Source organism: Roseovarius sp. THAF27 (genome assembly GCF_009363655.1).
In the GTDB taxonomy this organism is placed as follows: domain Bacteria; phylum Pseudomonadota; class Alphaproteobacteria; order Rhodobacterales; family Rhodobacteraceae; genus Roseovarius.
This window is the reverse complement of the sequence record NZ_CP045393.1, coordinates 669,724-686,613: the sequence shown is the minus strand read 5'-3', so window position 1 is coordinate 686,613 and position 16,890 is coordinate 669,724. Positions and strand designations below refer to the sequence as shown.

At 55.2% G+C, this 16,890-nt stretch carries 18 protein-coding genes; 8 read left to right on the top strand and 10 right to left on the bottom strand.

The window, feature by feature from the left end:
* The first annotated feature begins 35 nt into the window (after nucleotides 1-35).
* On the top strand, nucleotides 36-320 hold the full coding sequence (locus tag FIU89_RS03550; RefSeq protein ID WP_071972600.1) for a DNA-binding transcriptional regulator: 285 nt from the start codon (nucleotides 36-38) through the stop codon (nucleotides 318-320).
* Between the two features lie 65 nt (nucleotides 321-385).
* Here the strand turns inward: FIU89_RS03550 and FIU89_RS22185 are convergent, their stop codons facing one another.
* Entirely contained in the window at nucleotides 386-538 is a 153-nt protein-coding gene (locus tag FIU89_RS22185; RefSeq protein WP_156874930.1) for a hypothetical protein, read from the bottom strand.
* Nucleotides 539-890: 352 nt separating this feature from the next.
* Between FIU89_RS22185 and FIU89_RS03545 the strand changes: the two genes are divergently transcribed.
* Both FIU89_RS03545 and FIU89_RS03540 read left to right on the top strand, forming a co-directional pair.
* Nucleotides 891-1,193, top strand: a complete 303-nt coding sequence (locus tag FIU89_RS03545) for a hypothetical protein (RefSeq protein WP_071972601.1) — start codon at nucleotides 891-893, stop codon at nucleotides 1,191-1,193.
* Between the two features lie 268 nt (nucleotides 1,194-1,461).
* Nucleotides 1,462-2,430: an IS110 family transposase gene (locus FIU89_RS03540; protein WP_071972602.1), complete on the top strand. Its 969-nt coding sequence runs from the start codon at nucleotides 1,462-1,464 to the stop codon at nucleotides 2,428-2,430.
* 267 nt (nucleotides 2,431-2,697) lie between these two features.
* Here the strand turns inward: FIU89_RS03540 and FIU89_RS03535 are convergent, their stop codons facing one another.
* The 7 genes from FIU89_RS03535 to FIU89_RS03505 form a co-directional block, all read right to left on the bottom strand.
* Nucleotides 2,698-3,888: an ABC transporter substrate-binding protein gene (locus FIU89_RS03535; RefSeq protein WP_071972603.1), complete on the bottom strand. Its 1,191-nt coding sequence runs from the start codon at nucleotides 3,886-3,888 to the stop codon at nucleotides 2,698-2,700.
* A gap of 23 nt (nucleotides 3,889-3,911) precedes the next feature.
* Entirely contained in the window at nucleotides 3,912-5,156 is a 1,245-nt protein-coding gene (locus FIU89_RS03530) for a branched-chain amino acid ABC transporter permease (protein ID WP_152455956.1), read from the bottom strand.
* Nucleotides 5,157-5,269: 113 nt separating this feature from the next.
* The gene (locus FIU89_RS03525) at nucleotides 5,270-6,280 is read right to left on the bottom strand and encodes a branched-chain amino acid ABC transporter permease (RefSeq protein ID WP_152455660.1); all 1,011 of its coding nucleotides are present in this window, start codon (nucleotides 6,278-6,280) and stop codon (nucleotides 5,270-5,272) included.
* A gap of 6 nt (nucleotides 6,281-6,286) precedes the next feature.
* Complete coding sequence (locus tag FIU89_RS03520) at nucleotides 6,287-6,991, bottom strand: ABC transporter ATP-binding protein (RefSeq protein WP_071972606.1); 705 nt, start codon at nucleotides 6,989-6,991, stop codon at nucleotides 6,287-6,289.
* Nucleotides 6,988-7,761 carry an ABC transporter ATP-binding protein gene (locus FIU89_RS03515; RefSeq protein ID WP_071972607.1) on the bottom strand — a complete coding sequence of 258 codons (774 nt, stop codon included), beginning with the start codon at nucleotides 7,759-7,761 and terminating at the stop codon, nucleotides 6,988-6,990. Before FIU89_RS03515 ends, FIU89_RS03520 begins: the two co-directional genes overlap by 4 nt.
* Nucleotides 7,758-9,032, bottom strand: coding sequence for an FAD-binding oxidoreductase (locus tag FIU89_RS03510; protein WP_172978016.1), 1,275 nt, complete (start codon nucleotides 9,030-9,032; stop codon nucleotides 7,758-7,760). The genes FIU89_RS03515 and FIU89_RS03510 overlap by 4 nt, the downstream gene beginning before the upstream one ends.
* 194 nt (nucleotides 9,033-9,226) lie before the next feature.
* A complete protein-coding gene (locus tag FIU89_RS03505) occupies nucleotides 9,227-9,691 on the bottom strand; it encodes an Lrp/AsnC family transcriptional regulator (RefSeq protein WP_172839544.1) in 465 nt (154 codons plus the stop codon).
* Between the two features lie 164 nt (nucleotides 9,692-9,855).
* On the opposite strand from FIU89_RS03505, the gene FIU89_RS03500 reads away from it, so the two are divergent.
* The 5 genes from FIU89_RS03500 (at nucleotide 9,856) to FIU89_RS03480 (ending at nucleotide 15,275) form a co-directional block, all read left to right on the top strand.
* Nucleotides 9,856-10,941, top strand: a complete 1,086-nt coding sequence (locus FIU89_RS03500) for a low specificity L-threonine aldolase (RefSeq protein WP_071972610.1) — start codon at nucleotides 9,856-9,858, stop codon at nucleotides 10,939-10,941.
* A gap of 3 nt (nucleotides 10,942-10,944) precedes the next feature.
* On the top strand, nucleotides 10,945-11,838 hold the full coding sequence (locus FIU89_RS03495) for an SMP-30/gluconolactonase/LRE family protein (RefSeq protein ID WP_083545527.1): 894 nt from the start codon (nucleotides 10,945-10,947) through the stop codon (nucleotides 11,836-11,838).
* A gap of 46 nt (nucleotides 11,839-11,884) precedes the next feature.
* Nucleotides 11,885-12,697 (top strand): NAD(P)-dependent oxidoreductase, encoded by an 813-nt coding sequence (locus tag FIU89_RS03490; protein ID WP_071973827.1) that lies wholly within the window; start codon nucleotides 11,885-11,887, stop codon nucleotides 12,695-12,697.
* Nucleotides 12,698-12,724: 27 nt separating this feature from the next.
* On the top strand, nucleotides 12,725-14,155 hold the full coding sequence (locus FIU89_RS03485; protein WP_071972611.1) for an NAD-dependent succinate-semialdehyde dehydrogenase: 1,431 nt from the start codon (nucleotides 12,725-12,727) through the stop codon (nucleotides 14,153-14,155).
* A gap of 520 nt (nucleotides 14,156-14,675) precedes the next feature.
* Nucleotides 14,676-15,275 carry a hypothetical protein gene (locus tag FIU89_RS03480; protein ID WP_071972612.1) on the top strand — a complete coding sequence of 200 codons (600 nt, stop codon included), beginning with the start codon at nucleotides 14,676-14,678 and terminating at the stop codon, nucleotides 15,273-15,275.
* 86 nt (nucleotides 15,276-15,361) lie between these two features.
* Here the strand turns inward: FIU89_RS03480 and FIU89_RS03475 are convergent, their stop codons facing one another.
* Nucleotides 15,362-16,420 carry a type IV secretion system protein gene (locus tag FIU89_RS03475; RefSeq protein ID WP_071972613.1) on the bottom strand — a complete coding sequence of 353 codons (1,059 nt, stop codon included), beginning with the start codon at nucleotides 16,418-16,420 and terminating at the stop codon, nucleotides 15,362-15,364.
* Nucleotides 16,420-16,830, bottom strand: a complete 411-nt coding sequence (locus FIU89_RS03470) for a hypothetical protein (RefSeq protein WP_071972614.1) — start codon at nucleotides 16,828-16,830, stop codon at nucleotides 16,420-16,422. The genes FIU89_RS03475 and FIU89_RS03470 overlap by 1 nt, the downstream gene beginning before the upstream one ends.
* Between the last annotated feature and the right edge of the window lie 60 nt (nucleotides 16,831-16,890).

The following is a 16,890-nucleotide window of genomic DNA, read 5'->3' as shown; positions in this document are numbered from 1 at the left end:
GGCAGGTGCCTATCGACAAAGAAAGGAGCACTAGCATGAGTTTCGGCAAAGAGCTGATCCAGAGCGCCAATGAGGCGCTGGAAATCGCACGGGGCAATGCGGAACCTGCCGCTGTCTATGTGCCCGAGACCGTTGACGTAGCAGCGATCCGCAGGCAGCAAGGGCTTACTCGGTCCGCTTTTGCTGAACGATATGGGCTGGCAGAAAGCACCATCAGGGATTGGGAGCAAAACCGGCGCAGCCCGGATCGGGCTGCGGTGTTGCTCCTGAAGGTGATCGAGCGCCACCCGGATATAGTGGCGCAAGCTGTTCGTGCATGACCAAGGGTTTCCGACCACTTGTCCTGCCATACGTCGAAAGACGCAACCACGCGCGCCTCGGGGCCTTACTCGTAAATGACATTCTCCCTGCGCCCGTCCTTCCAGCGCGGCAGTATCTCGCCGGTGTTCCATTCATAGAGCCACCCGACGACCTCGCGCGTCCTGGCATCGAGGATGCGCTTGATTGCCTTTGCTTCCAGTCTTTCCTGTCTCGGCATGGTTTCTCTCCGTTTTCATTGATCCACGGAGCGCCCCGTTCCCGCACCTTCGTCATCATCAAAGGGAGGGTAAGCGCCCGCTTACCCCTGCCGAGTGGCGAGCGTGAGAGGATGGGGGTGAAGCGAAATCGACAGGGGTGGTGCGGCCCGCAGGCATAGCCGAGGACACGGCCCTGTCTATTTCGCTTCAGGGGGAAGGAAGCCGAAACTCCTTCCCCCTTTTACGGATGGATGTGGCGCGGCTGGCCGCGCCCCTTCTGTCTTTCAGTGCGGATGCACGGGGTTGCTGCTTGCACGAGTGGCATCTGCTGGCCACAGTGTAATAGCCCATTGAAGCCAAGCGGATGGCAAGATGCCCGATTTGATCCTTAACCTGTCACACGACCTCTTTGGGCGGCTTTGTGAACTGGCGCGGGACGATGGGGTTTCCGCTGAAACGCTGGCCCGCCAGACCATCACCTTGAAGGTCGGCTGCAACCCGTCTTCGGGGGAGAACCCGATCTCCACCGGCTTTCTGAGGCGGCATGCCGACGATGTTCTGGCGATTGCAGATAGAGAGCCCGTTTATCTCAAAGATTCGGAAGATCGGAAGTTCGTCTTGGTTTCAAGTGATTACGACCCGAGGCTTCTGTCACCCGCATCTTCCGAGGGGTGACGCCCAGCTAGGGGGCTGTCTGCCCCCGTGCCTGGCGGCACTCCCCCGAGGATTATGCGTAAGACATTGCCCCCATTTTCGCGTCTGCGAAGATAGGGGCGGTCGGTTTCCTTGATGGCCATCTGGGAAGCTGGTGGCGGGCGGGCCTCCCCGAGGAATGACCCGATCTGCGGTCGCAAAGTATCTTGCCACCCGTCACGTCTGTCCGGCCATCCGAACGGTAGAAGGGCCTTCGCGGCCGAGCATAATCGAGGATAACGACAAAGATATGAGCAGTATTTCAAGCGAGGTAGATCGCACTAACATCATTGCCTTCGAAGTTTCCAAAGCCAGCCTGACGGTTCACAGCCTGCCTGATGATCGACAGGTCACGATCCCGAACACTGACACCGCGATCACGAAGTTGCTGAAGGCGAGGTCCAGGAACTGTCCGCCGCTTGTCATCTGCGAAGCTTCCGGCGGGTATGAACGGCATGTTCTGCATAGCTGCGTCGAACTGGACTTACCTGTTCACCGCGCCCACGGAACCCGGACCCGGAACTTTGCGAAATATCTCGGCCTTGCTGCCAAGACGGATGCAGTTGACGCACGGATGCTGGCTCTGTTTGCGGCAAAATCAGAAGACCTACGGCTGTGGCAGCCTCCGACACCGGAAACGGTGGAACTGCGCGGGTTGCGTCGGCGGCGAGATGACCTTTCTCAGATCATCCGCACCGAACAGAACCGGCTCGAACACCCACAAGTCAAAAGTGTGGAACGATCTCTCAAGCGCCATGTTCGTGCCATGACCAAGGAGATCAAGGAACTGGATGGGCAGATTGCCAAGTTGATCGCAGCGACGCCAGAGTTTCGGCGGAAGTCCGATCTGCTGACGTCGGTGATCGGTGTCGGACCCAAGACAGCGGCAGCTTGCCTCGCCTACGTGCCGGAACTCGGATCGCTGACCAAGGGGGAAGCCGCCGCCATCGTCGGCCTCGCACCCCATGCACAGGATTCAGGGACGTTGAAGGGCCACCGCCGCATTTCAGGCGGCAGGCGAGAGGTCAGAGCAAGCCTCTACATGGCGGCGATGACCGCCCTTCGCCTTGATTCAGCTATGCAAACCTTCGCACGTCGCCTGCGAGAACGCGGTAAGCCCGCGAAGGTCGCGATCACTGCTGTGATGCGCAAGCTGATCGTGATCCTTAACGCAGTGCTCAAGACAGGTGAACCAGCACGGCGTGGTTTGCCAGCCTAGCGTTTGCAGACCTTCGCCGCGACGGATGCGAACTGGAAAGATGCGGACAAAGCCACCTTTTGCAGGCTCGGCCATTGTTAACGCAGAAATCTTTCGCTCTGGCAGCATGCTGGTCGTAGCGATGCCACGCATGTCGTCGAAGCGGTCGTTTAGACCAATTTAGACGGAAAGGGCCAATTTGAGCTATGTAGTGTATGACTTAGCGCGGCACCCGGGAGGATAAGGTGCCGCGCATCGGTGGCAAACGTTCGGTTTGATCGGAAGCCTCTATCTGACTGCAACCACTTCGAACTTTCCATCCACCACTTCGAAGATGCGATAGGTCCCGGGAGCTTCCCCAAATTCGTCGAAGACAACACTGGTCGCGCCCTCGTAGTCGATTTCTCCACCCGAGCCCAGTATTTCGAGACCTTTCGCCAGTTCGCCGGGATAAATTTTTTCGCCCGGCGCGTTTGATACATTGCGGATGTTATTGCGGATCGCTTCTCGGTCTGCAGAACCTGCTGCCTGAAGAGCGAGCGCCAATACGGCAGCTGCGTCGTAAGACTCTGCTCTGAAGCCGCCATCGCCGTCGAAGCCAGCTTCAGATGCAAGTTGAATGAACCTATCTGCTGCCTCAGATGAACTTCCGGGCTGAGTCCCAAATGCGCCCTCAAGCCCAGGCCCTACGTTATCAAGGAGAACTTGGCTGATCATACCGTCTGCCAAGACAAAACTCTCGAAAGCGCCTACATCCAGTGAAGACTGAATGATTCCTCGGCCGCCTTGGTCAAATCGGCCAAATACGACCAACACCTCAGCGCCAGAGGCGGACAAAGCGCCAGCTTCCGCGGAGTAATCACCTCTCCCATCCTCGTGGGCGGCGTTCATGAGCACTTGGCCGCCGCGTTCGACAAAAGCAGTCTCGAAAGATGTGCTTAGGCCCTTTCCATAGTCATCGTTGACATATGAAACTGCGACGGTATCGACACCACTTTCCAGAGCATATTCGGCCAGGACGACACCCTGCCTAGCGTCCGATGGAACCGTGCGAAATGTGTAATCCCCGTCATCCAATTCGGTGATTGCCGGAGACGTTGCGGCCGGCGAAATCATCGTCACGCCGATGTTGCCGGTGACATTCTTGGTGACAGCCACGGTGATTCCGGAACACGTGGGTCCCATAATCCCGACAACACCTTCCGAATTTACAAGACGTTCGGCAGCTGTAACCGCTGTGCTTGAGTCCTGGCAGGTACTGTCTCCACGGACCGGGACAATTGTCGCTCCGCCCAACAAAAGGCCGGACTTGGACGCTTCCTGCCAGGCCAGTTCTGCGGATAGGGCCATATTCGTGGCCAAGGACTCGGCTGGCCCTGTAAATCCGAGCAGGATGCCCATCTTGATTTCTTCGCCAAAGGCCGGGCTGGACAATAGCATCGGGACCGCCGCGGATGCCAAAATGAAATTTCTGTACATTGGTCTCTCCATGTTGAAAGTTATTACTTGGCCCGGTTGTGCGGGCGCTCTGGTATCAATCCACTGGGATTGAATCGCAGGACCAAGAGAAGGATTGATCCCATGATGAGTAATCGGAGATGCTGGGATTGGGCCAAGAGTTGAGCACGTATGTCAGAGTCCTGAGTCATCCGGCTTGTCGCCATGTCGACAATCCAGAACCCGAGTGGCTCGGCCTGGATCCAGACAAGCCAGATCAGGAATGCCCCGAAGATTGACCCAGCGTTGTTTCCTGAACCGCCTACGATCACCATGACCCAGATCAGAAATGTGTAGCGGAGAGGGAGGTAGGAGTTCGGAGTGAACTGGCCTTCGTAAGTGACCAGCATTGCGCCTGCGATGCCCACAACTGAAGAACCGAGAACAAGAATCTGCATGTGGCGGGCACCGACATTCTTGCCCATTGCAGCCGCAGCCGTTTCATTGTCGCGAATTGCGCGGACCATGCGCCCCCAAGGTGACTTCAGGGACAGCTCGCTCAGAAGAACCAAGAAAAGGAGAACTACAGCGAACAGGCCTGCAAAACCGAGTTTCACAATAAGGGACGCGACTTCGGCAGAATGCAATTTCAGAGCTGCATTCATCTGGGCATCCGACATCTGCGCAAGTTTGTCGCCGTTCAACCATGCAGTGATGTCTTGCACCCACCCATTGTTCTGTAAGTTCTGGATTGGGGGAAAGGGGCTTGGCAGTCCTGTCGCGTTCTTCACCCCGCGCGTCAGCCAATCTTCATTCTTAAAGAAGGAAACGAGGATTTCAGAGATGCCTAGCGTCGCGATCGCGAGGTAGTCCGCACGAAGTCCAAGCGAAACTTTTCCGATGATATAGGCAACGGCCGCGGCGGCGGCCCCGCCGATCGGCCAAGACAATATTATCGGAAGGCCCAGCCCGCCTAGGAACCCAGAAGACGCAGGTTCAAAGGCCTCGATAGCCTCTTTCGCGCCAGAGAACGCGCGAACTGCGATCGGAACGCTTGCGAGAAGAACAATGAGAACGAGGGGCCTTCGGAGTTTGCGGGCCGCAAAGCGCCTAACTCCAACAACGATGGCAAATGCGGCAAGCAAAATCGCCAGAGCAGCAAGTATTCCACTGCCCCCCGCTGCGACCGCACCTTGAATGGGCGGGTGCGATATGAGCAAGGCAGCGGTTCCACCAACCGCGGCAAAGCCCATGATCCCGGCATTGAAGAGACCGGCATAACCCCACTGGATGTTGACTCCGAGGGCCATGACCGCAGAGATGAGGCACAGGTTCAGGATGGATAGAGTGACAGACCACGACTGTAGATACCCAGTCGCAATAAAGAGGAAAAACAAGGTTCCGAACAAGGCGATATTCCGGGTCACAGGCTCACCCCCCGAAAGAGGCCGCTCGGGCGGAGCAGCAGAACCAGAACGAGAATGGTGAACGAGATCGAGAACTTGTAGTCCGTCGGAACCAGTTGGAGGATATACCCGTTCAGGTCGATATCCGGGTAGATGTATAGAACGACTTTCCTATAGGGATAGGTCAGCGCAATTTCGGAAAACGAGATGATGAACCCGCCGACCACCGCCCCGAGCGGGTTGCCGACACCGCCAACAATGGTTGCCGCGAAAATGGGAAGTAGAATCTGGAAGTAGGTGAATGGCTTGAAACTCTTGTCGAGGCCATAGAGAACCCCGGCAACAACAGCGAGCGAGGCCGCCAAAATCCACGTTATCCTGACAACGGCTTGTGAGTTGATTCCGGATAATGTTGCAAGCGTCCTGTTGTCAGAATAGGCTCGCATGGCTGTGCCTGCCCGTGTCTTCTGAAGGAATAAGTACAGCAGTACGAACAGGAGGATCGATATAAAGACCGTGATTGCCTGTGTGCTGCGAATGGAGACGCCCTCAGCCAAGCCGGTGTATGCCTTCACCTCCGAGGCGGTAACGATGAAGCGTTCACCGTCGAAGAATTGCCGGTCCCCAGGGCCGACAAACAGCCGTACGGCCCCATTCAGAACAAACATGATGCCCAATGACGCCATCATCAGGATAACGGGCTTGGCCTTGGCCTCTCGGTAGTAGGAATAGACAATCTTGTCCGCCGCCAAGGAGAAACAGACAGTGGCAAGTATGCCAATTGGCAGCGCCAAAAGGGCCGTTGGAAGCGGGTAGATCGATATGGAGGACTTCTGAAAGACCCAAGTCACCAGGATTGTGACCATCGTTCCAAAAGACATCATTTCGCCATGGGAGAAGTTAGAGAAACGAAGGACGCCAAAAATGAGAGTTACGCCTAGTGCACCCAAGGCCAACTGCGCGCCGTAGGTTATTGATGGCACCAGCACGTAGTTGGCGAAAATCAGGAATGCGTTTGCGAGTTCCAAACCGAGTTATCCTCCCAAGAATGTCTTTTTGACTTCGCGGTCTTTGAGAAGGTCAGGGCCGCTTCCCGTGAACTTGTTCTCGCCCATGACGAGCACGTAGCCGGTATCAGCGATCTCAAGTGCTTGCCGCGCGTTTTGTTCGACCATGATAATGGCCATGTCCCGCGTCTTCAGATTTGAGATTTCATACAGGAGCTGCGCGGAAACGTTGGGCGATACGCCCGCGGTGGGCTCATCGAGAAGGAGAACCTGTGGATTCGTCATCAGAGCTCTGCCGACTGCAAGCTGTTGGCGCTGTCCCCCTGAAAGCGTTCCCGCAAGCTGCTTGCGTCGATCACCGAGAACTGGGAAGAGTTTGAAAACCTCCTGTTTCGTATCGGCGACGCTATCCGCTCTAAGGTAGCCGCCCATCGACAGGTTTTCATCAACGGTAAGCCCCGGGAAGATGTTCTCGGTCTGCGGCACAAAGCCGATGCCGGCCATGACCCGTTGGCGCGTATTCAGGGCATCAATGGACTTCCCATCCAAGAAGACGTCGCCGGATGTCAGCTCCACCAAGCCAAGCAAGGCCTTCATTGCTGTTGATTTTCCGGCGCCATTCGGCCCCACAATGACCGAAACTTCTCCAGGTTCGACAGATATGGAACACCCGTTGAGAATTTTGATGGGGCCGTAGCCGCCATACATATTGGATCCACCGAAGAAACTCATGTGACCACCTCTGTTGCGGTGGCACCGAGGTAGGATTCGATCACCTCCGGGTCTTGCAGGATCTCATCTGCTCGCCCCGTGGTCAAAACACGGCCTTCGACCATGACAATCACGGGATCGCAGAGGCGGGAAATAAACTGCATGTCGTGTTCGATCATGCAAAACGTATAACCCCGCTCATCGTTCAGCCTTTTGATAGCGGTTCCGATTTCCCGGAGGAGGGACCGATTGACGCCGGCACCTACCTCATCGAGAAACACGATTTTCGCATCGACCATCATTGTTCGGCCGAGTTCCAAGAGCTTCTTTTGCCCGCCGGATAGGTTTCCCGCCGGTGTATGGGCGAGATGGTCCAAGTTCAGGAAATCAACGACACTTTCCGCTGTCTGTCGCAGCGCGGCCTCTTCCTGCTTTATCTTCTTTCGATTCAACCAAGTGTTTAAAATCCTCTCGCCAGATTGTTCTGCCGGAACCATCATCAGATTTTCCAGAACGCTCAATGTCGGGAATTCGTGGGCAAGCTGGAATGTCCGCAGGATGCCCCTTGCAAAAAGCTCGTGCGGCGGCAGACCGCTGATGTCTTCACCTTGGAAAACGATCTGCCCGCTATCTGCGCGATGATGACCTGCGATAGTGTTGAACATGGTCGTCTTGCCCGCACCATTGGGGCCGATGAGACCGGTTATTGAGCCGGCCTCTACATCGAATGACGCGTGATCGATCGCCCGAACGCCACCGAAACTCTTCACAATATTTCGCACCGAGATCACAGCGCTGCTCCGGTACTGCGGGCACCAATGAGGTGCAAGGCCAATGCACCCATCTCGTAAAAGGGTTCGCGGAACTTCTTGAGAACAGAATATCTGGTTTGAGATAGCTTGAGCGGGAGCATGTCTGGATCATCCGTATGGAGATAGTTGGCAATCGCCTGTCCAAACATCGTTCCGGGCGCGATACCCCTGCCACTGTACCCGTAGGAACCAATAGCCCTGGGTCCCAAATCGACAAGACGGGGAAGCTGGTCGGGCGTCATCCCCATGCTTCCATGCCATGAAAATTCTAGCGGGACTGGCCCTAATTCCGGAAAGAGTTCAATTGATCTCCGCTTCAACCAACGCAGGTGTATTCCTGACAATATCGAATCCAGCTTGCCGACGCTCCCGATTATGAAGCGGCCGTCGACGTCTCTGGTAAACGACGTCATTACACGGCCGGTATCCCAGCACCCCTGCCTTGAAGGCAGTATGTGGTCATAATCCTTACTGAGTGGGTCGGTTGCACAATTGAAATACCAGAGCCGCCACATCGGGTTGATTGATCCAAACCTCGTATCTCTATGGTACGCATCCGTTGCAACAACCAGGGCCTGTGCAGTCAGAGTGCCGCGCGGCGTGTGGACCAACCATTGAGTGCCGGAACGTTCGATTTTCGTGGCAGGGCTGTTCTCGAAAATACGGGCGCCGTGACGCGTTGCGGCCTGGGCCAAGCCACGCAGGTACGCCAATGGTTGAATTGACGCGGCATCTCTGTTCCACAGGCAACTTTGGAAATACTCTGTGCCGAGATGTCTCTTTGTCTCATCCGCCCCCAGGACCTGCACGTCCATGCCCTGAAGGCGTTGACTTTCAGCCCGGGCCCGAAGTTCCGACAGCCCCCGGCCATCTCGCGCGCAATGGAACGTGCCGCTAGCGTTGAACTCACAGTCGATATTGTGCTTCTCGACGAGCTTTCTGACTTCGGTCGGCCCGTTGCACAGTAGAGAGTTGAGTTTGTTGCCAGAATTCTCCCCCAAACGCGCGCATATTTCCTCTTTGGTGAGCCAAAGACCTGGATTCAGATTTCCGGAGTTTCTGCCGGAGCACCCTGCCCCAAGCGTGCTTGCCTCCAGCAGCGTCACATCGAGACCCAACTCCGCGCCATGAAGGGCCGTTGAACAGCCCGTGTAGCCGCCCCCGATCACCGCGACGTCGCAGTCCAAGTCGGCATTAAGGACATTCGCCGAAAATGAATTCCTAGCGGATGCTCTCCAAAGCTCTTTCACGCCATCGTACCCTTCCAGTTTCGAGGAAGAGTGTCGCAGTTATGGGGCGTATGTATTGTTCAAAATTAATTAGAAAATGAAATATTTTCATATAATATTCATCGTTAATGTAAAAATATTTCATTAAGACCGAATTGTGTGTCGCTCTTCGAAACACGCCTTGATCAACCCAAGGGTAGCCCCTTTTCATTCGGCTACCTTGTCTCGTCGAAATGCAAGAAGGGTTCAAACTTGATGGTCTTGATCGCAAAGTAACTGTTGATCGATGCTATTTCGGGAATGACCGCCAACGGTTCCGTTATCTTCTCTGCGAACTCGTCCATGTCCGACAACATGGCCACGAACATCAGGTCGCGGTCGCCAGTAACATTCAGGCAGAATATAACTTCTGGAATGCTCCTGATGTGCCTGATCGCGTTATCCCTGGCTTGGCGCTCGTGATTGTTGAGCTTAACTTCGGAGATGGAGATGAGGGTGCTGCCTACTTTCTCCGGATTCACCAAGGCAACCTCTCTTTCGATGTAGCCTTCCGTCCTGAGGCGCCTTGTGCGGCGCATGCACGAGGGTGCCGACGTGCCAACCTCGGCGGCCAGATCAGCATTCGTGATCCGACAATCGCGCTGCAATCGGTTCAGAATCTTGCGGTCAATCTGGTCCAAGCCAGCCGGTCTCCTTGACATTCTCAAACGCCTCCTCTGATGACTGTTATGAAATCTTTGATCGATAAGCTGAGCATGAATGATCGAATGTTTCAAGAAGGCGGTCTCAAAGTCCTACTCGGCAATAGGGGTTATGCTAACTTCAAGCGCAGGATCATGAGGGGATGGTGGCGCAAGTGCTGGATGCTTCAAACGAACAGATATTCGATTTTCGCAGTGACACGCTCACGTCGCCGAGCGACGCGATGCGCAAGCGCATGGCATCAGCGGAGGTCGGCGATGATTTTTATCGAGAAGACCCGTCAATTCGCGCGCTGGAGGATTTGACGGCGACGATACTCGGCAAGGAGGACGCCCTGTTTGTCCTCAGTGGCACGATGGGCAATTTGGTTTCCATCAGGTCGCAGGTTCCATCGGGTCATTCAGCAATTGTGAGCGCTACATCCCATTTGCATGTCAACGAAACTGGTCATCTGGCTTCGATTTGCGGGATTACATCACAAGCGTTTTCAACGCCCGGTGGAAAGTTCGATCTAGGCGAACTCATGAACTTCGCAAAGATCCCCTCACCGAATGCGCCTCGGTCGGTTCTTACGCCACCCTTGAAGCTGATTTGTGTGGAAAATACGCACAATGGAGAAGGAGGCCGTTGCCTCGACAAGCCCTATCTCAATCAGCTCAAAAGGTTCGCGGATGAACGCGATCTGATCTTCCATATGGACGGGGCTCGATTGTTTAACGCTGCGGTTGCGCTTTCAGTAGATCCTTCTGACTTGGTCGCTCCTGTTGATAGTGTGAGTTTCTGCCTCTCGAAGGGGTTGGGCGCCCCAGGCGGCGCGATGATCGCAGGTTCCAGGGACTTCATCGAGGAAGCGCGGCACTGGAGGCAGATGGTGGGTGGCGGCATGCGGCAGTCGGGAATTATGGCCGCTGCGGGACACTTTGCCCTGAAGGAAAACCTGAAAAGGCTACACGAAGACCATAGCAATGCGAAGGCGCTCGCTTTGGGCTTGGACGCGTTGGGTTTCGAAATTGCCGTCGAAACAGTGGAAACAAACATCGTTATGGCCTTTTTGCCGAAAGAACTCGGCGAGCCCGCGTCGCTCCATAAGAGACTGTATCAGTCTGGTGTCCGCGTGTTGCCTCCAAAAGGAAATCGTCTGCGCTTTGTCACCCATATGGGATTGAACTCCGATGACATTGAGGCGGCCCTGAAGGTAATTGGCAGGTTGGTTGAAGGAAGGAGCTGAAGAATGAACATCGACAAACCGACATGCGTTGTGAATGAGCGCAACACGCTGGGCGAAGGTCCCCTCTGGGACGAAGAACAGAAAGCTCTTTACTGGGTGGATGTCACTGAGAAAATTATCCATCGATACGATCCGAAAACACAGCAATTGGAAAAGTTCGCGGCACCGGATGAATTCAGTGCAATTGCCTTGTGTGAACAAGACGGCAAGTTAATCGCCGGGACTCGGGACGGATTTGCATTTTTTAACCTCGAATCCGGCGCGTTCGACCTATTCGCCGACCCTGAACGCCCGCACCCGCAGAACCGTATGAATGACGGCGCTTGTGATCCCCTGGGGCGGTTTTGGTGTGGCAGTATTCACGAGGTCTCAGATCCAGCGCTTCGCCAGCCGATTGCATCGGTTTACAGAGTAGACGGTGATCATTCCGTAGTTAAGGAACTCTCTGGCATCAAGACCAGCAATGGGTTCGCCTGGAGTCCGGATGGGCAAACGATGTACTTTACCGATACGCCAACGCTCAACATCATGGCCTATGATTACGATCTGAAGAACGGAACGATCTCCAACGGGCGAATTTTCGCGACGGTCCCTCCGAACCAGGGTCGACCTGATGGCGCCGCTGTCGATGAAACAGGATGCCTTTGGAGTGCGCATTTTGCCGGTTCGAGAGTCACGAGGTATTCTCCTGAAGGGGAGGTGCTCGACACAGTGCTGTTACCCGTTGAGAATGTGACCTCCTGTGCTTTTGGCGGTGAGGATATGTCGACCCTCTTCATCACGACAGCTACGGAAGACCTGACCGAACAGCAGCTCATCGAGCAACCGCTCGCGGGTGGATTGTTTGCGTACTGCCCCGGGGTGCGTGGGCTGCCAATGCACCGGTTTGCAGGGTAGCGCAACCGAACCAACAGACACCAACTCGAATGCTATGGGAAAGAATATGAAACGAATTTTGCTTGTCGGCGCGGCCGGGCGTATCGGGAAAGTCTTGCGGGCAGGCCTTGCGGGCCCGGACAGAATATTGCGCCTTGTTGATATTGCGCCGCTTGGAGGCGCTGCTGAGCGCGAGGAGATATGCAATATTGATGCGACCGATCTCGATGCGTTGATCCTGGCCATGAAGGACGTCGATGTCGTCGTCAATCTTGCCGCTTTTCCGGAAGAAGCCGACTGGGAAACGATTTTCCCGCTGAACTATGATCTCACACGGACAGCATTCGAAGCGGCCCGCCAAGCCAGGGTGACACGCTTTGTATATGCAAGTTCGGTGCAGGCGGTCGGGTTCCACCCTCTCGCCACAACGATTACCGATGATGTGCGCATAAAGCCGAGTGGCTTTTATGGCGTCTCAAAGGCGTTCGGTGAGGCTTTGGGAAGCCTCTATGCAGACAAATATGGGCTAAGCGTCGGCTGCTTGCGCATTGCATCCTTTGAAGAAAGACCGACTGACGAAAGGATGCTGTCCACTTGGTTGAGCTTTGACGATGGAATTCATCTGTTCAACTGCGCGATCGACGCCCCGGATCACCACTATTATCGGGTGTTTGGTGTTTCAAACAATACGCGCAGTCGCGTCGACAATTCACATGTCGCCTGGCTCGGGTATCGCCCTTCATCCGATGCCGAAGACTATCTCGACGAGGTAAGAGCCACGGGCAAGCAATTGGGACCACTCGGGGGTATCACTCAGGGAGGGGGAGCGTGTGATGTTGGTTTCTCCGGCGATTCAGATGCCGCCCTCAAAGCCTGCTGACCGCGGCAAGATACGAAAGTGGGACCAGTGAAACTCACAAACCTTTACATTGACGGAAAATGGGTCGAAAGCGCCTCTCGCGCGCGCTTCGACGTCGTCAACCCATCCAATGAACGTGTCATCGCCTCAGTGGCCTCAGCTGATTTATCCGATGCCGACAGGGCACTGGATGCAGCAGAGAGAGCGATGGCGCTTTGGCGTTCTGAAACTCCGCGGTATCGCTCAGAAGTCTTACGTCGGGCTTTCAATCTTATGAGTGAAAGGATCGAACATTTCGCACATCTAATTAGTCTGGAAAACGGAAAGGCTTCCGCTGACGCTGTTGGCGAAGCTAGTTATGCGGCGGAGTTCTTTCGCTGGTTTTCTGAAGAAGCGGTACGTGCTGAAGGAACCATCAGCCATGCCCCCTCTTCCGGGGCTCGGATCCTCGTCCAACAAAAGCCTGCCGGAATTGGGCTTTTGATCACGCCGTGGAACTACCCTGCCGCGATGGGGACGCGAAAAATCGCCCCCGCACTCGCAGCAGGCTGTGCGGTCATCATAAAGCCAGCGGCCGAGACACCGCTTACCATGCTCGCATTGATGCCCGTGTTGGAGGAGGCCGGTGTCCCAAACGGGCTCGTGAATGTGCTGCCAACAACGCACCCCGGAGCACTCGTTGATCACATAATGGACGACCCGCGTATTCGCGTTGTGAGCTTTACTGGCTCAACGAGTGTTGGGAAAGAATTGTTGCGCAACGCAGCGGGTCAAGTCCTCAAACCAGCCATGGAGCTTGGAGGGAATGCGCCGCTGATCGTTTTTGAAGATGCCGATCTCGATACTGCGGTTGAAGGTGCTTTCCAGGCCAAAATGCGCAATTTGGGTGAGGCGTGCACTGCCGCAAACAGAATCTATCTGCACGAAAACATCGCTGCTGAGTTTATTTCTGAGTTCGTGGCAAGGATGAGTAAGCTGAAACTAGGTGATGGCACGGATCAGCGTAGCGATGTTGGTCCATTGGTAAATGAGGAAACGAGAACAAAGGTCGCTAGACTAGTTGAAGATGCTGTCGCAAAGGGAGCAATAGTGGAGTTAGGCGGATACGCTCCTGAAGGACCCGGCTATTTTTATACCCCTACAGTACTATCGAATGTGCCCGATGATGCTGATTGTATTCACGATGAGATTTTTGGACCGGTCGCGGTCATCCAATCATTTACAGATCAAGACCAGGTCATTTGCCGAGCAAACGACACAGAATACGGCTTGGTAGCCTACGTTTTCTCGAAGAATATGAAACGGGCTTTGAACGTCTGCGAGCAGCTTGAATTTGGGATGGTTGGCTTAAACAGAGGTATCGTTTCCGATCCCGCAGCTCCATTCGGAGGTGTCAAGCAATCGGGACTTGGCCGCGAAGGTGGCAAAGACGGCATGCTCGAGTTCATGGAAACTCAATATATTTCAGCGGCTTGGTAGATATTTGATACAAGCTGATCTCGGGTGTCAGGAGTGAGGCGGTGCTGGATGCCGGTCACCACTGGGTTTAACGGCTGCTATTCGCTCTGTCATGCAGCATGGATGCCTTTGCAATTACGACAAAATTTGCGCTGCGAGCGCACGCAGCATGACTTTGCTATGTCCGAGTTGGGCTCGCTACCGACCTTCGCCGCGCCAAGCATGAACGGCAGCTCGGTATTATCCGCAAGGGCATCGAGCGTTCCGATATTTGGTGTCTCCACGCTCGATGCCCTTGCTAACGTTCGGCTAGGACGTTGACCAACACCACACGGTAGATACTTGGAGGAAGATGAAACCATGGCCCGGATGCAGCGCATTGAGAGCACATGAGGCGTCGCACCCATTCGCTGCGCATAGCGTGAGTCGTAAAGTTTCAGGACGAAGCCACCCTTTCTTGAAAGCATCTCACATCAAATAGTTCTTTATTTGTTCCCATCCGAACCTTAGAGTTTCGGACAGGGCCAAACAGGAAAGCACGATGAAGATCAGGGTTAGCCAGTTCGTCGATTTCGCGTACGGCGACAAGCGCAAAGATAAGGCGAAAGTCAGAAGCATAATTGACGCGCTCGATTTGCCATATGATCCGGTCAGGGATCGCTACAAGCAGTTTCGGGAAGCATTGATATCTTTCGAAGATCAAAAAATTTCGACCAAAGAGTTTCTATCACTGTATTCCAGCGTTTCCGCAAATAAGTCTGCTGGATACAAGGTTTTGTGCCAAAACTATCTGGATTTGAAAGAGGATCACGCGCTCATTTGGCAGGGCCGCAGCCCTATCGAAGCAGAGATTGTTGGCCTACACATCGCAACGGCTTGGTACTTACGTACTGAAGCAAACAATCAGAGACGCATCATTTTCCTACATTTTGGAAAAGAACAACTGCCACGGAAGAAGGAGCGGGGCCTGCTAACTATACTACGGTTGGCTAAACCGGATTCGGCAGGAGTCGGCATTCTGAACATCCAGCCGGGGACACTGATAACCGCAACACGGCTGGACCAAAGCGAGGCCGACTACCTACGTAAGCGCGCTGAAAAATTTGTAACTTTCGCTAAGGATATTAAAGCAGGCGACTAGCGGGATTGAACGCCGCTGAAATGCTCACCGCCCTGCGGCAAAGGATTGCATCCTTTGCCGCAGCCCAGTTGTCAGCCAATGAAGCATCACCGCTTCTTCTTTGCGTCTTCACTCAGGCGTTCCGCGCGGTCCATCATGCGTTGCATCTTGGCCCCTGTGCCAGTCGAAGGGCGGTGATCTGCTGCGGAGTTTGAGGAGCGGGTTGTGTCTGCTCCGGCATTCAACCTCCGGCTCGTATCGCTCGTTGCGTTCGAGGATGCGCGGTTCGATTGCTGCGGGCGGGATTGCGGCATCATTCTCCGCATGCTGCCGCCGACGGCCGCCGCGGCCCAGCCCGCCTGCAAATTGCCCGAGATCATCGGCACGATGAAGGGGATTGCGATGACCATCGCAAGCGAGAGGATGACCACCGCCAGAAACGGGATGGTCCCACCGACTTGTTCGACAGAATCCGCCGATCCAATCTGGCTGACCAATAGCCCCACCAGGCCGAAGACCATCGAGAAAATGCCAGCCATCACGACCGGGTAAAGGGCAAAGCTCGCCAGCGAGGACAGCCAGCGGTGGAAATAGTCCTTCGTTACCGGGAACATCGAGCAGAGGACCATGATGGGGGCGATGCCGATCAGGAACGTCATCATCATCTTTGCGAGGACGAGAACGGCACCCGCCGCGCCACCGACCACAGCCAGAAGAGCCATGAAGAACACCCCCATCACGGCCTTGCTGACCGCCCCCATATGCGATGTGGCCGAGTTGCCGTATTCGGCCAGCCTGTCGAGTTGAAGGTCGAAGCGCGCAGCGAAATACTCTGGCCCCGCACCGTCGTCTCCGGTAGCGGAGCCGATCAGCCTTCCCGCGAGTTCATCGAGGCCGTCGATGATGTGCCCGCTGACGAAGTTGAAGTTTGCCCAGTTGAACGCGAATGTGTTGATCAGGCCGATCTTGAGCGACAAGACCAACAGCTCCCTTCCATCCATCGGACGGATTTGCCAGGCCATGTTGATGAACAAGGCAATCATCGCCAGCGTCGCAGCTCCGACGACCACCGTGCCGGAAACCTCCGCGACCGCCGCAAACTGAGAGGTCGCCACGGTTTCGAGGCCCTGATCGGCCGCCTCAACGATAAAGGAAACGATACCCATCACTCCGCCTCCTGGCACTGAATGCGCAACCGATCACGAAGATCGGAAATGACAGGGAAATACTCTTCCGCAGACCATGCGATATGCAGACTGTCGGTGCCGGTCGGGGCGGCAAAGCCCAGCTCCTCGAACTCGCCCTCGATGATGGACCAGTCGGGCCACAGAGTCTCGCAATCGCAAGAACCGGCCTCCAGCGCCATCTGATGACGCCGAAGACTATAGAGATCGTCCGCTGCGACGGAGCGCCACGCATCGCGAAAAGAGCGGAAGGTCAGGCGGTCCGGGCGCGGGCGGATCGCGCAACCGTAGCGGTCGGTCTCTGCGGGTTGGATAGAATTGCTCAACTCGATCTGGTCCGCCATCGCCGGAGCGGCAATCAAAGCCAGAAATAGGATAGCTCGATAAATCATGCGGTTGCTCCCGTCGTTTGTTCAGTGTTCAGTGTTGCATGTTCGGTGTTGCGTGTTGCT

What these genes read in the sequence shown, in the direction of transcription:
- FIU89_RS03550 (WP_071972600.1), top strand. Translation starts at nt 36, where the DNA reads ATGAGTTTCGGCAAAGAGCTGATCCAGAGCGCCAATGAGGCGCTGGAA.
- FIU89_RS03470 (WP_071972614.1), bottom strand. Translation starts at nt 16,830, where the DNA reads ATGATTTATCGAGCTATCCTATTTCTGGCTTTGATTGCCGCTCCGGCG.
- FIU89_RS03540 (WP_071972602.1), top strand. Translation starts at nt 1,462, where the DNA reads ATGAGCAGTATTTCAAGCGAGGTAGATCGCACTAACATCATTGCCTTC.
- FIU89_RS03545 (WP_071972601.1), top strand. Translation starts at nt 891, where the DNA reads ATGCCCGATTTGATCCTTAACCTGTCACACGACCTCTTTGGGCGGCTT.
- FIU89_RS22185 (WP_156874930.1), bottom strand. Translation starts at nt 538, where the DNA reads ATGCCGAGACAGGAAAGACTGGAAGCAAAGGCAATCAAGCGCATCCTC.
- FIU89_RS03500 (WP_071972610.1), top strand. Translation starts at nt 9,856, where the DNA reads ATGGTGGCGCAAGTGCTGGATGCTTCAAACGAACAGATATTCGATTTT.
- FIU89_RS03480 (WP_071972612.1), top strand. Translation starts at nt 14,676, where the DNA reads ATGAAGATCAGGGTTAGCCAGTTCGTCGATTTCGCGTACGGCGACAAG.
- FIU89_RS03530 (WP_152455956.1), bottom strand. Translation starts at nt 5,156, where the DNA reads ATGGCCCTCGGAGTCAACATCCAGTGGGGTTATGCCGGTCTCTTCAAT.
- FIU89_RS03535 (WP_071972603.1), bottom strand. Translation starts at nt 3,888, where the DNA reads ATGTACAGAAATTTCATTTTGGCATCCGCGGCGGTCCCGATGCTATTG.
- FIU89_RS03495 (WP_083545527.1), top strand. Translation starts at nt 10,945, where the DNA reads ATGAACATCGACAAACCGACATGCGTTGTGAATGAGCGCAACACGCTG.
- FIU89_RS03520 (WP_071972606.1), bottom strand. Translation starts at nt 6,991, where the DNA reads ATGAGTTTCTTCGGTGGATCCAATATGTATGGCGGCTACGGCCCCATC.
- FIU89_RS03475 (WP_071972613.1), bottom strand. Translation starts at nt 16,420, where the DNA reads ATGGGTATCGTTTCCTTTATCGTTGAGGCGGCCGATCAGGGCCTCGAA.
- FIU89_RS03490 (WP_071973827.1), top strand. Translation starts at nt 11,885, where the DNA reads ATGAAACGAATTTTGCTTGTCGGCGCGGCCGGGCGTATCGGGAAAGTC.